The sequence below is a fragment of the Spirillospora sp. NPDC000708 genome, from assembly GCF_040299565.1.
Taxonomy (GTDB): domain Bacteria; phylum Actinomycetota; class Actinomycetes; order Streptosporangiales; family Streptosporangiaceae; genus Spirillospora.
Genome location: NZ_JBEPCJ010000111.1, coordinates 1 through 12,526 on the forward strand (window position 1 = coordinate 1; position 12,526 = coordinate 12,526).

Annotated in this window: 10 protein-coding genes and 1 pseudogene; 2 read left to right on the forward strand and 9 right to left on the reverse strand. The window is 73.8% G+C overall.

Annotation, left to right across the window (positions count from 1 at the left end):
• Window positions 1–146: 146 nt before the first annotated feature.
• The 4 genes and pseudogenes from ABT299_RS45705 to ABT299_RS45720 form a co-directional block, all read right to left on the reverse strand.
• A pseudogene (locus ABT299_RS45705) lies at window positions 147–299 on the reverse strand (SRPBCC domain-containing protein); the annotation flags it as partial.
• The gene (locus ABT299_RS45710; protein WP_500254620.1) at window positions 296–796 is read right to left on the reverse strand and encodes a (2Fe-2S)-binding protein; all 501 of its coding nucleotides are present in this window, start codon (window positions 794–796) and stop codon (window positions 296–298) included. The pseudogene ABT299_RS45705 and the gene ABT299_RS45710, both read right to left, overlap by 4 nt.
• Window positions 789–1,688, reverse strand: a complete 900-nt coding sequence (locus tag ABT299_RS45715) for an FAD binding domain-containing protein (protein WP_500254621.1) — start codon at window positions 1,686–1,688, stop codon at window positions 789–791. The genes ABT299_RS45710 and ABT299_RS45715 overlap by 8 nt, the downstream gene beginning before the upstream one ends.
• The gene (locus tag ABT299_RS45720; protein ID WP_500254622.1) at window positions 1,685–4,027 is read right to left on the reverse strand and encodes a xanthine dehydrogenase family protein molybdopterin-binding subunit; all 2,343 of its coding nucleotides are present in this window, start codon (window positions 4,025–4,027) and stop codon (window positions 1,685–1,687) included. Before ABT299_RS45720 ends, ABT299_RS45715 begins: the two co-directional genes overlap by 4 nt.
• 717 nt (window positions 4,028–4,744) lie before the next feature.
• Between ABT299_RS45720 and ABT299_RS45725 the strand changes: the two genes are divergently transcribed.
• Window positions 4,745–6,328 (forward strand): GMC oxidoreductase, encoded by a 1,584-nt coding sequence (locus ABT299_RS45725; protein WP_500254623.1) that lies wholly within the window; start codon window positions 4,745–4,747, stop codon window positions 6,326–6,328.
• 66 nt (window positions 6,329–6,394) lie between these two features.
• Here ABT299_RS45725 and ABT299_RS45730 read toward each other — a convergent pair whose 3' ends face one another.
• Genes ABT299_RS45730 through ABT299_RS45745 form a run of 4 tightly spaced genes read right to left on the reverse strand, consistent with a single transcriptional unit; the run spans window position 6,395 to window position 10,818 of the window.
• On the reverse strand, window positions 6,395–7,477 hold the full coding sequence (locus tag ABT299_RS45730) for an acyl-CoA dehydrogenase family protein (RefSeq protein ID WP_500254624.1): 1,083 nt from the start codon (window positions 7,475–7,477) through the stop codon (window positions 6,395–6,397).
• Entirely contained in the window at window positions 7,474–8,688 is a 1,215-nt protein-coding gene (locus tag ABT299_RS45735; RefSeq protein ID WP_500254625.1) for an acyl-CoA dehydrogenase family protein, read from the reverse strand. Before ABT299_RS45735 ends, ABT299_RS45730 begins: the two co-directional genes overlap by 4 nt.
• Window positions 8,685–9,638 carry an acyl-CoA dehydrogenase family protein gene (locus tag ABT299_RS45740; protein ID WP_500254626.1) on the reverse strand — a complete coding sequence of 318 codons (954 nt, stop codon included), beginning with the start codon at window positions 9,636–9,638 and terminating at the stop codon, window positions 8,685–8,687. The genes ABT299_RS45735 and ABT299_RS45740 overlap by 4 nt, the downstream gene beginning before the upstream one ends.
• 34 nt (window positions 9,639–9,672) lie before the next feature.
• Window positions 9,673–10,818, reverse strand: a complete 1,146-nt coding sequence (locus ABT299_RS45745; protein WP_500254627.1) for an acyl-CoA dehydrogenase family protein — start codon at window positions 10,816–10,818, stop codon at window positions 9,673–9,675.
• A gap of 107 nt (window positions 10,819–10,925) precedes the next feature.
• On the opposite strand from ABT299_RS45745, the gene ABT299_RS45750 reads away from it, so the two are divergent.
• Window positions 10,926–11,732, forward strand: coding sequence for a FadR/GntR family transcriptional regulator (locus ABT299_RS45750; RefSeq protein WP_500254628.1), 807 nt, complete (start codon window positions 10,926–10,928; stop codon window positions 11,730–11,732).
• A 12-nt stretch (window positions 11,733–11,744) separates the two neighbouring features.
• Here ABT299_RS45750 and ABT299_RS45755 read toward each other — a convergent pair whose 3' ends face one another.
• The gene (locus ABT299_RS45755) at window positions 11,745–12,518 is read right to left on the reverse strand and encodes an SDR family NAD(P)-dependent oxidoreductase (protein WP_500254629.1); all 774 of its coding nucleotides are present in this window, start codon (window positions 12,516–12,518) and stop codon (window positions 11,745–11,747) included.
• Window positions 12,519–12,526: the final 8 nt, after the last annotated feature.

Here is a 12,526-nt window from a genome sequence, read left to right on the forward strand (position 1 = left end):
CGCCGAACGTCTACGGCGGCCGCGAGAACCTGGAGGCCATCTCGTTCCTCCAGGAGATGAACGCGACGGTCTACAAGCGCGACCCCGGCGTCCTCGTCGAGGGAGACGAACGCGACCGACCCACTGTAGGTGAGGGCGATCGGACCGAGCCTGACCTTGACCTTCCCGTCGAAGCGGTCGCCGTCGCGGGAGGTGAGCGTCGCGCCCGGAACGCACGGGGCGATCCGCTCGATGTCGAGCAGGACGCGCCACGCCTCGTCCGCGGGCACGGGGATCGTGAAGGCGTTCTCCAGCTTCATCCGGTCTCCTCCGGTGCGGCGGCGCCCGCGGACGGGCCCGCCGCCGCGCGGACGGCCTTGAGGATCCCCTGGTAGCCGGTGCAGCGGCACAGGTTGCCGGACAGGCCGTCGCGGATCTGCTCGTCGGTGGGGTCGGGGTTGTCGCGCAGGAACGCCGTGACGGAGACGACGAACCCGGGCGTGCAGAAGCCGCACTGCAGGCCGTGGTGGTCGCGGAACGCCTGCTGCACCGGGGACAGCTCGCCGTCCGGCGAGGCGATCCCCTCCACGGTCGTGATCTCGGCGCCGTCGGCCTGGACGGCGAGGACGAGGCACGCGCGAACGGCCTGCCCGTCCAGCAGGACCGTGCACGCGCCGCACACGCCGTGCTCGCAGCCGAGATGGGTGCCGGTGAGCCCGCTCCGCTCGCGCAGGAAGTCGGCGAGGGTGAGCCGGGGCGGCACGGACGCGCTCCGCGGCCCGCCGTTGACCCGCATCCGGACGATGACGTCAGCCATTCGCAGCCTCCTTAGCGGCCCGCCGCCCGGCCTCCTCGGCGGCGCGCCGCCATGCGCGCGCCACGATGACGGCGCCGACGTGGGCACGGTGGTCGGCGGACGCGTGCAGGTCGGCGGGGACCGCGTCCAGCTCCCCGACGGCCGTGCGCCCGAGTTCGTCGGCGTCGATGTCGGTGAGCGCGGCGCCGGTCGCGGCCGCCTCGGCGGCCGCGGCGCGCAGCGGCGTGGAGCCGAGCCCGAACAGCCCGATCCCGCAGCGGGTGACCCGGCCGGCGTCGTCCAGCTCGAGGGCGACGGCCGCGCCGGCGATGGCGAAGTCGCCGCCGCGCCTCGCGAACTCCTCGATCGCGAAGCCGCTGCGGCCGCGCCGTACCGGGAAGTCGATCGCGGTCAGCAGCTCGTCCTCGTCCAGCGCGGTGCTCCACAGGCCGGTGAAGAAGTCCGCGGCGGGGATGGTGCGGGTGCCGCGCGGCGACACCGCCTCCAGCCGCGCGTCGAGCGCGAGCACGACGGCGGGGTACTCGGCGGCGGCGTCGGCGTGGGCCAGCGACCCGCCGACGGTGCCCCGGTTGCGGATCTGGAAGTGGCCGATCAGCGGGGTGGCGCGGGCCATCAGCGGGACGGACCGGGCGACCTCGGCGGACCGCTGGACGGCCGCCTGCGTGGTGCCCGCCCCGATCCGGACGGTCCCGCCGCGCTCCTCGACGCCGCGCAGGCCGTCCAGCCTGCGCAGGTCCACCAGGTGTTCGGGGTTGGCGAGCCGGAGCGCGAGCATCGGGACGAGGCTCTGCCCGCCCGCGATGGCCTTGGCGTCCTCGCCGAGTTCGGCGAGGAGCCCGACGGCCTCGTCCACGTCGCCGGGGACGTGGTACTCGAACGACGGCGGTTTCATCGCGTCACCGCCCCGTCCGCGCCGCGCACCAGCGCGACGATGGTCTCGGGCGTCAGCGGCAGGCTGGTGATCTCGGCGCCGAACGGCGCGAGCGCGTCGGCGACGGCGTTCGCCACGGCGGGCGGCGCGCCGATCGCGCCGCCCTCGCCGACGCCCTTGTAGCCGCCGGGCCCCGGCGACGGCGTCTCGACGTGGCCGTACTCGATGTCGGGTATCTCGGCGGCCGTGGGCAGCAGGTAGTCCATGAAGGTGGTGGCGACGGGGTTGCCGTCGGCGTCGTAGGCGAGGTGCTCGCAGAGCGCGTTGCCGATGCCCTGCACGACGCCGCCCGCGATCTGCCCCTCCACGACGTTCGGGTTGATCATCGGGCCGCAGTCCTCGCTGACGATGTAGCGCAGCAGCTTCACCGCACCGGTCACCACGTCCACCTCGCAGGTGCACAGGTGGGTGGCGTTGGCGTAGATGAGCGGGTTCTCCGGCCGGTACCGGCCGGACGCCTCCAGTCCCGCCGGCACGTCCGGCGGCAGGGTCTCCGGCTGGAAGTAGGCGGCGTTCGCGATCTCGGCGAGCGTCACGCCCGACTCCGGCACGCCGCGCACGCGGGCGCGTCCCCCGGCCAGCTCGATGTCGCCGGGGTCGGCCTCCAGCCGGTGCGCCGCGATCGCGGCGATCCGCTCCCGCAGCACCGACGCCGTCTCCGCGACGGCGCCCGCGGTCATCGAGCCCGACCGGCTGCCGGCCGCACCGCCGCCGAACGGCGTGACGGCCGTGTCGCCCTGCACCGTGCTGACGTCGGCGATGTCCACGCCCAGCGCGTCGGCGGTCAGCTGCACGACAGTGGTCTCGATGCTGTTGCCGCTGGACCCGCCGGAGACGTACACGTTGACCTTGCCGGACGGCTCGATCCGGATCGTCGCGCCCTCGGTGGCGTGCAGCGCGATCGCGGCCGAGGTCGGCTCCACGTACGTGCAGGTGCCGACGCCGATGTAGCGGCCTTCGGCGCGGGCCCGCTGCTGCTCGCGGCGGAACGCCTCGTAGCCGAGCATCTTCAGCGCCTGCTCGAACGTCTCCAGCGGCGTGATGCCGTCGTAGGGGATGCCGCAGGGATTGGTGTAGGGGAGCTCGTCGCGGCGCAGCAGGTTGCGGCGGCGCAGCTCGGCCGGGTCGATGCCCATCTCGCGGGCGGCCGAGTCGAGGAGCAGCTCCCGCGCCAGCGACTCGAACTGCCACGGCCCGCGGTAGGCGGTGCGGCCGGAGGTGTTCGAGAACACCGACGCCGTCGCCCACGCGGCCTTCGGGACGCGGTACGGGCCGGGGAAGAACATCCCGACCGCCGCGGACGTGCCGACCGGCCACGGCACCGGGTAGGCGCCGACGTCCTCGACGTAGTCGATCGCGGCGGCGAGGATCGCGCCGTCGTCGTCGAGGGCGATCCGGACGTCGCCGTGCGCGTGCCGGGACATGCCGGCCGACTGGAGGTTCTCGCGCCGGTCCTCGATCCACTTCAGCGGGCCGGGCACCTTGCGCGCGGCGAGCATGACGCACATGTCCTCGCGCTGCGGGATCACCTTCTGCCCGAAGCCACCGCCGGTGTCGCGCATCACCACCCGCACCCGCTGCTCAGGCAGCCCCAGCAGCCGGGAGCAGAACAGCCGCACCTCGTGCGGGGACTGCGTCGCCGCCCAGATCGTCAGCTCGCCGCTCGGCGCCGACCATTCGGCGACGATGCCGCGCGTCTCGATCGGCACCTGGCTGCAGGCCTGCTGGCGGAGCGTGCGCCGCACGACCACGGGCGCCTCGGCGAAGACGGGCTCGATCTCCTCGAATGGAGCGCCGGGGAACTCGCCCGCGAGGTTGCCGGGGTAGCCGTCGTGCACCAGCTCCGCGGACTCCCCCGCGGCGGCGTAGTCGACGACCGGGGGCAGCGGTTCGTAGTCGACGGCGACCAGCTCGGCGGCGTCCTCGGCGACGTAGCGGTCGGCGGCGACGACCATCGCGACGGGGTCGCCGACGAACCGGACCTCGCCCTCGGCGAGCGGGGGCCGCGGGGTGTCCGGGACGTCCCGGCCGATCAGCGTGTACCACTGCTCGCGCACGTCCGGGTTGAGGTCAGCGGCGGTGAACACCGCGTGGACGCCGTCGACGGCGAGCGCCTCGGCCGCGTCGACGCCGAGGATCCGGGCGCGGGCCAGGGGGCTGCGGACGAAGCAGGCGTGCAGCATCCCGGGCCGCACCACGTCGTCGACGTACGTGCCGTGGCCGGTCAGCAGCCGCGGGTCCTCCACGCGCGGGACCCGCGTCCCGGCGTACCGCGCCGCGGCCGTCGTCGCGCCCGTCACGGGCGCACCGGCCCGGACGGCCGGGGGGACTCGGACAACTCACCCAACGGAGGACCTCCCTGTGCCTGGTACGCGGCGGTCGCCGCGCACGCCGTTCCGCATTCGCTTCCCGTGCCGAGGGCCGGTCGTCTCAGCGATGCTGAGCACTTGCTTAGCAGCGCCCCAAAAAGAGGGTCAAGACCACTCTGATCAGGGCATTTGTGGTGTCGGTTGGCGAATGGCGGCATGCCGGAATGAGCGTCTCGCGCGTCCTGCGAGAACGGCCGGCCGGAGCGGCCACAGGCGACGAGAAGAAAATTCTGTTTTTTCGATAGGAGATTTGCGTTGAACGGTAACGGGATTACCATGAGGCTGCGACGGTCCGCGCCCCAGCCGTACGGCGAGGGTGGGCACGAGCCTCTCGCGACCTCGACCGAACAAGATCAGAGAATCTGTATTGTCTTGCCGCCGAGTCCACCTCATCCGGGCACGAAACGCAAGAGGCGGACCACACCCCGCCGCGACGGCCGGTCCGGGCGAACCCTCACCGGGGCTGGATCACCTCCCGGTTGGCATCCGGGCACACATTCGCTCCGGCGAATCGCTCACTTCCGTCAGTAAGCGCGGCTCGTCCCGCTCCCTACCATCGGCCCACCGTTAAGAGAACGATGCCGTTCCGCTAGGAGCGGCGCCGTACGTCCGCGACCTCCGCCCCCCGCTCGACCGAATGGAGTGACCATGCCCGAGATGAGCCGCCGGTCCCTGCTGGCCGGCGCCGCCGCGACCGTCGGGCTCGCCGTCGCCGGCACGCCCGCCGCCCGGGCCGCCGCACCGCGCCGCGCACCGGTGACACGCGAGGAGCACCGCGCCGTCATCATCGGCTCCGGCTTCGGAGGGGGCGTGGCGGCCCTTCGGCTCGCGCAGGCGGGCGTGGAGTGCCTGGTGCTGGAGCGCGGCGTCTGGTGGCCCACCGGGCCGAACGCCGAGACGTTCCCGCACCCCTCTTCCCCCGACAAGCGGATGTTCTGGCTGGGCTCCACCCCGACGATCCTCGGCATCCCGGCGGACCCGTTCCCGCACTACACCGGGCTGCTGGAGCAGGTGCCCGGCAACGGCATGGACATGATCGTCGCCGCGGGCGTCGGCGGCGGGTCGCTGGTCTACCAGGGCATGACGCTCCAGCCGGCCGAGCACGTGTTCAACGCCAACCTGCCCGAGCAGCTCGACTACGCCAAGATGGACCAGGTCCATTACAAGCGAGTCGCGCAGATGCTGCGGATCGAGACGGCGCCCGACGAGCTGGTCAACAGCACGACCTACAAGCCCGCGCGGGTCTTCGCCGCGAACGTCCGCAAGGCCGGCTACGACGTCACGAAGATCCCGATGCCGATCGACTGGACGTACGCGCTGCGCGAACTGAAGGGCGAGATGAAGCCGTCCTACACCAACGGGGACTGCGCTCTGGGGGTGAACAACGGCGGCAAGCACTCGGTGGACGTCACCTACATCGCCGCCGCGCGGGCCACCGGGCGGGTGACCGTGGCGACGCAGCACAACGTCACCGACGTGCTCCTGGCCAAGGACGGCCGCTGGGAGGTCCACGTCGACCGCATCGACACCGATGGCACGGTCCTGGAGAAGAAGATCATCACCGCGAAGGCGCTCGTCATGGGGGCCGGGACCGCCGGCACCACCAGGCTGCTGATGCGCGCGGCGGCGAAGGGCCAGATCCCCGACATGCCCGACGGGCTGGGCGCCGACTGGGGCTCCAACGGCGACCGCATCTACCTGTGGAGCGACTTCGCGGACGACTTCGGCGCGCCGCAGGGCGGCCCGGTCGTCTACGGCAGCCTCGAGTGGGACGACCCGGACAACGCCAACACGATAATCCAGGCGTCACTGCCGCCGATCGGGGCCGACATCCGGTCCACGATGATGGTCGGCTACGGCGTCAGCAAGGGGCGCGGCAGGTTCGTCTACGACTCCGGCAAGGACGACGCCGTCCTGCAATGGGCCAAGGGGGCGGACGACGCGCTCTACAGGCGCATCAACGACCGCGCCAACAAGATCGCCGGCCAGGGGTCGATCCTCACCGACACGACCGGCGTCTACCCCTCCACCTGGCACCCGCTCGGCGGCGCATCGATGGGCACCGTGTGCGACCTCGCCGGCCGGGTCCAGGGCCATCGCGGCCTATACGTGCTCGACGGCGCGCTGCTGCCGGGCACCGCGGCCGCCTGCAACCCGTCCATGACGATCGCCGCGGTCGCGGAGCGGGCGACCGACGACCTGATCGCCAAGGACGTGGGCGTGGTGTTCTGACACGCCCATGGGGGTTTGTCCCGCGGGCGTCACGGCGTCCGCGGGACAAGGCCCGTGGGCTCGCGGTCAGCGGTAGCGGCCCGCCATGCGGCGCCGGTGCGCCGCGGGCGAGCCGAACAGGGAGCGGTCGAGCATCGCGCGTTTCAGGTGGACGTGGACGCCGCCCTCCCACGTGTAGCCCATGCCCCCGTGCAGCTGCATCGCCTTTCCCGCGACGTCCACGGCGGCCTCGCAGCCGTACGACTTCGCCATCGACACCGCCACCCAGGAGTCGGGTTCGCCGGCGGCCAGCGCCCGCGCGGCGGCCTCCACGAGACGCCGCGCCACGGCGACCTTGACGAACATGTCCGCGCACGCGTGCTTCACCGCCTGGAAGGAGCCGACGGGGCGGCCGAACTGCTCCCGCGCGCCGACGTGGGCGACGGTCGCGTCCAGCATGGCCTCGCTCAGCCCGAGGCAGTCGCAGGCGATGGCCGCGGCGGCCCGATCGCCGAGGCGGCGGAAGGCCGCGTCCGGGTCTCCCGCGAACCGCAGCACCGCCTCCTCGGCCACGGCCGCGCCGTGGGCGGTCACCCTTCCGAAGCGGCGGGTCGCGTCGAGGAGCGGCTGAGGCGTCACGCGGATTCCGGCCATGTCCGGACCCGCGTCGACGAGGACGGGGACGCCGTCGGGCGCAAGCGCCGGAAGCAGGATCCGGCCGCACTCGACCGCGTCGGGCACGAACGCCGCGCCGCCGTGCAGCAGCGGCCCGCGCGGCGACCGCTCCAGACGGAACGGCGGCTCCGTTGCGACCGCGCCGCCCGTGTCGCCCGCCAGCGCGACGGCCGGACGCGCGGCCCCCGACGCGATGGCGCGCAGCAGCCCGTCTCGGTCCGGTCCCGGTTCCAGCAGGTTGAGCGCACCGACGCCCAGGACCGCTGCGCCGACGTACGGAGTGGACGCCGCCGCGCGGCCCATCTCCTCCAGGACGACGGCGACCTCCGCGAAGGTGGCGCCGGAGCCGCCCAGCGCTTCCGGCACCTCCAGGCCGGGCCAGCCGGATCCGGTGATCGCCTTCCAGCCGGGCGCCCGGTCCGGGCCGGCGCCGCCGAGCAGGTCGCGCGCCACTGCGCGGAGTTCGCCGTGCAGATCGGAGAGGTCGGGACTCATCGGCCGCCCCGGCGTTCGCGGGGCAGGCCGAGGCCGCGCTCAGCGATGATGGTGCGCTGGATCTCGCTCGTGCCGCCCGGGATCGTCCACTCCCACGAGCCGATGAAGTCCAGCGCCCAGGCGCCCGACTCCCATCCGCTGGACAGGGGTTTGCGCAGCTCGGCGTGGGCGGCGGGCCCGGCGATCTCTGCGCCGAAGCCGGTCATCCGCTGGAGCAGCTCGCTGTAGAACAGCTTGACGACGGAGGCGTCGGCCGGGCCGGACGTGCCCGCGTCGTGGCGTTCCACGAGGCCGCGGCAGAGCGCGCGGAGAGCGGTCAGCTCGGTCTCGAAAGCGGCCAGCCGGTCGGCCACCAGGGAGTCGTCGATGGGGCTCGCGCCGGTGGGGCCGGGACGGGCACACGTCTCCAGCAGCCATCGGAAGCCGGCGTTGCCGAGCCGCTCGGCCAGCTCCAGCATCGTCATGCCGCGCTCGGCGCCCAGCGTCTCCTGCGCCACCCGCCAGCCGTCGTTCTCGCGCCCGACGAGGCAGGTCCGGGGGATGACGACGTCGTCGAGGAAGATCTCGCAGAAGTGCGACTCGCCGGTCGCCTGCCGGATGGGGCGGACGTCGATCCCCGGCGTGCTCATGTCGAGCAGGAAGTAGGAGATGCCGCGCCGCTTCGGCGCGCCGGGGTCGGTGCGGGCGAGCAGCAGGCACCAGTCGGCGTGCGCGGCGCCGCTCGCCCACACCTTCTGCCCGTTGACGACGTACCCGCCGTCCTGCCTGCGGGCGGTGGTCGAGAGCGCGGCCAGGTCGGACCCAGCGCCCGGTTCGGAGAAGCCCTGGGCCCAGATCTCGCCGTCCAGGATCGCCGGGAGGTGGCGGCGGCGCTGCTCGTCGGTCCCGGCGGCCAGCAGAGTCGCGGCGGCGTGGTGGATCGCGACGAACGCCAGCACGAGCCGCGGCGCGTCGTGGGCGGCGAGTTCCTGGTGCAGGACGATCTGCTCGGCGACCGGCATCCCGCCGCCCCATGCGCGCGGCCAGTGCGGGACGGCGAACCCGGCACGGCGCAGTTCCTGGAACCACTCCTTCTGGAAGGCGACGAACTCCTCCTCCGGGACGCCCGTCTGCGCTCGCCGCCAATCGGCCGGGATGTGCTCGCGGCACCATCCGCGCACCTCGGCGCGGAACTCCGCGAGTTCGTGCGCCGTCCCGCGAACTCCGGTCATCGCTCCGCCCGCTCTCGCGCCTCGCCGAACGGCCCGGTCAGGCCGCGCCGGCCCAGGCTGCGCGTCAGCCGGTCGCGCGTCCCCGCGGGCCCCAGCGGCAGGCGCCGCAGCGGCCGGCCGTAGCGGGACAGCCAGGACAGGAACGCCTCGTCGCAGAAGCCGAAGGCGCCGTGCAGCTGGTGCGCGACGCGGAAGACGACGTCGGCCGCCTCGACGGCCGCGAGCCGCAGCGCGAGCGCGTCGGCGGCCGCCTCGCGGCGGTGGTCCTGGACGCTCCAGAGCGCGTACTTCGCCAGCGCCTCGGCACCGCTGCGCTCGACCTCCGCCTCGGTGATCTGGAAGCGGACGCCCTGGAACCGCGCGAGCGCCTGCCCGAACTGCTCGCGGAGGAGGACGTGCTCCCGGGTGAGGTCGAGTGCCCGGTCGAGCATCCCGAGCAGCGTCCAGCACGGCAGGACCAGGCCGAGGGCGAGGTCTCGCGCGAAGTCTCCGCCAGCGCCGGCCGGTCGCAGGTCCAGTCCGGTGACGAACGCCGACGTGCGGGGCGGGCCCTCCGGCGCCCGCGCGGCGGCGTCGCAGCGCCGGCCGTCCAGCGTCACGGCCGTCCAGCGCAGGTCGAGCCCCGCGACGGCGGCGGCAGGACGGGCGCCGTCGACGACGAGCAGCCCATCGGCACCGGCCGGCCGGGACAGGCGCTCCGCCACCGGAAACGGGACTGCGAAGTAGCCCGCGGCGCGGCACAGCGCCGCCGTCGCCTCCAGCTCCGCCGCGTCGCCGCGCGGGTCGAGGTCGAGCGCGCCCAGCTCGTCCAGGACGGGCCCGACGAGCGCCGCCCTGCGCTTGGGTTCGCGTTCGGCCTGCCGGACGAGGTCGTCGCCTCCGGCCGCCTCGAACGCCCGGACCGCCTGCCGCCCGTACTCGGCGGCCTCTTCGCTCAGGTCGATGTTCATGCGGTGCCGGCCGTCCCGGTGCTCAGCGGGCCGGTCATGACGCCAGCAGCGATCGGGACAGCAGGATCTGCTGCATCTCGATGCTCCCCGACGCGACCGTGGACGCCCGGGAGTAGCGCCAGTGGTCCTCGACCCGCAGGCGGAACCGGCGGGCCTCTGCGCCGTCCGCCCCGGCCGACGCGACGATCTCCATCAGCACGTCGGCGCTTTCCTGGTCGAGCCGGGTCACCGCGATCCGGTACGCGGCCGCGTCGGCGGGCCGCACCGTGCCCTTGGCCTGTTTCGCCACCACCTCGTAGGCGAGCAGGCGCGCGCGCCGGCAGTGCGTCAGCATCCGGGCCCACCGCCCGCGCAGCTCGTCCGGCAGGTCGTCCCACCGGTCGCCGAGCACCGCGGGCGCCGCCTGGAGCAGCCGCTCGCACCGGGCGTAGCGGGCGATGCCGACGCGCTCGAACGACAGCACCTCCTGCACCACCTCCCATCCCCGGTCGACGGCGCCGAGGACGTCCGCGCCGGTCACCCGCAGGTCGCTGAAGAAGACCTCGTTGAGGTGGTGCGGCCCCATCATCGACGCGATCGGCCTGACCTCGATGCCCGGCGCGTCCATCGGCACGAGGAAGATCGTCAGCCCGTGTTGCCGCCGCTCCCTCGTCGAGGTGCGGGCGAGCAGGAAGCACCACTGCGCCATGCCGGCGTAGGACGTCCAGATCTTCTGGCCGGAGATGCGCCAGGCGCCGCCGTCCCAGCGGGCGGACGTGCGCAGCGCCGCGAGGTCGGAGCCGGCGTCGGGCTCGCTGAACCCCTGGCACCAGATGACCTCGCCGCGCGCGATCGGCGGCAGGTGCCGGCGGCGCTGCTCCGCCGTGCCGTGCCGCATGATCGTCGGCCCCACCCAGTTGACGCCCATGTACTGCGCGCCGCGGGGCTCGTGGTGCGCCCACATCTCCTCGCGGACGACGGTCTGCTCCCACACCGAGGCGTCCGCGCCGCCGTACTCCCCGGGCCAGGCGAGGCAGAGCAGCCCGCGGTCGGCGAGCAGGCGGCAGAAGCGCTGCGCGGTCTCCAGGTCGGACGGGTCGTCGCTGAAGGCTCCGAGGAAGCCGGGCGGGACGTGCTCGGCGACCAGCCTGCGCAGGTCGCCGCGGAGGGCGGTGGCGGCCTCGCCCATCGTGAAGTCCATGCCGACGACGCTATTTCAATCATTGTAAGGATTGCAATACTGCCTTTGCTTATCCGGTCACGGTAGACTCGCCGCATGGTCCCTCAGCTCCACGGGAAGCGGCCTGCGTGACGACACCGCGACGCAGCCGAGTCCACCAGCACCGCATCGCCGAGACCGTCGCCGGCGAGCTGCGCACCCGCATCCTCGCCAGCGACTACGACTACGCGCTCCCCACCCAGGACCAGCTGGTCAAGGAGTTCGGCGTCAGCTACCCCTCGGTGCGGGAGGCGCTGCGCATCCTGGAGACCGAGGGCCTGGTGACGGTCCGGCGCGGCAACGTCGGCGGCGCCGAGGTGCACCGGCCGGACCAGTCGTCGGCCGCGTACCACCTCGGCCTCGCGCTCCAGGGCGACCGGGTCTCGCTCGGCGACCTGGCGGCCGGGCTGCGGATGCTGGAACCGCTGTGCGCCGCCGAGTGCGCGCGGCGCGAGGACCGCGCGGAGACAGTCGTCCCCGCCCTGCGCGCCAACGTCGAGGAGTGCACCGCGCTGGTGGACGACGGCGTCGCGTTCACCCAGACCGCCCGCGAGTTCCACGACCTCCTCGTCGCCTTCACCCCGAACGCGACGGTCCGCAACGTCGTCGGCAGCCTCGTCGCGCTGTGGTCGGCGCAGGAGGAGGCGTGGGCCGAGGCGCTCACCCGGCGCGGCGAGTACCCGACCCGGGACGAGGCGATGACGTCCGTCCGCACCCACCGCCGGATCGTCGACGACATCGCCGCCGGGCGCGCCGGGGAGGCGGAGCGGGTCGCCTGCGCCCACCTCACCGCGACCCAGTCCCTGCTCCTGGAGCGTTTCGACGACGGGATCGTCAACGCCGCGTCGCCCGCCGCCCGGCAGGCGATCCAGTCCGGCGTGCGCGCGCACCACTGACGGACGCGCGGGCTATCGGGCGGTCCAGCCGCCGTCGACGACGATCGTCTGCCCCGTGACGTAGCTCGCGGCGTCCCCGGCGAGCCAGACGATGGCGCCGACGATGTCGTCCGCGCCGCCCTCCTTCGGCAGCGGCGTGTTGCGGCGCAGGTACTCGGCCGGCCGCTCGTTCTCGTACAGCGGGCTGGTGATCTCGCTGCGGAAGAAGCCCGGGGCCACCGTGTTCACCCGGATCGAATGCCGCGCCCACTGCACGGCCAGCTCGGCGGTGAGGCCGGACAGGCCCGCCTTGCTCGCCGCGTAGGACGCCTGCGGGATCCCCGGCACGCCGACCCGTCCGCTGATGGACGAGACGTTGACGATGGAGCCCCGCCCGGCCGCGCGCATGTCCGGGAAGACCGCCTGCGCCAGCACGAACGGCGCCACCAGGTTGAGGTCCAGGGTCGCGCGGACGGCGTCGAGCGGTTCGGATTCGGCGCGCTCCTCGGTGAACATGGCGCCCGCCGCGTTGACGAGGATCTCCGGCGGGCCGAGCCCGTCCGCCACCGCCGGCACGACCGTCCCGGCCCGCTCGGGGTCGGACAGGTCGCAGGCGACGGCCAGGCCGCCGATCTCCGCGGCGAGCGCGTCCAGCCTGTCCCTGCGCCGGGCCACCAGGCCGACCCGGGCACCGAACGCGGCCAGTGCGCGCGCGACCGCGGCGCCCAGCCCGGACGAGGCTCCCGTCACGATCGCCACCCGGCCGTCGAGACCGAACATCCCGCGTGCGGCGGCATCCGCGTCCACCCGCGCCT

Coding starts and splice junctions, on each gene's coding strand:
- ABT299_RS45710 (WP_500254620.1), bottom strand. CDS start 796: ATGGCTGACGTCATCGTCCGGATGCGGGTCAACGGCGGGCCGCGGAGC.
- ABT299_RS45725 (WP_500254623.1), top strand. CDS start 4,745: ATGCCCGAGATGAGCCGCCGGTCCCTGCTGGCCGGCGCCGCCGCGACC.
- ABT299_RS45735 (WP_500254625.1), bottom strand. CDS start 8,688: ATGACCGGAGTTCGCGGGACGGCGCACGAACTCGCGGAGTTCCGCGCC.
- ABT299_RS45740 (WP_500254626.1), bottom strand. CDS start 9,638: ATGAACATCGACCTGAGCGAAGAGGCCGCCGAGTACGGGCGGCAGGCG.
- ABT299_RS45715 (WP_500254621.1), bottom strand. CDS start 1,688: ATGAAACCGCCGTCGTTCGAGTACCACGTCCCCGGCGACGTGGACGAG.
- ABT299_RS45745 (WP_500254627.1), bottom strand. CDS start 10,818: ATGGACTTCACGATGGGCGAGGCCGCCACCGCCCTCCGCGGCGACCTG.
- ABT299_RS45730 (WP_500254624.1), bottom strand. CDS start 7,477: ATGAGTCCCGACCTCTCCGATCTGCACGGCGAACTCCGCGCAGTGGCG.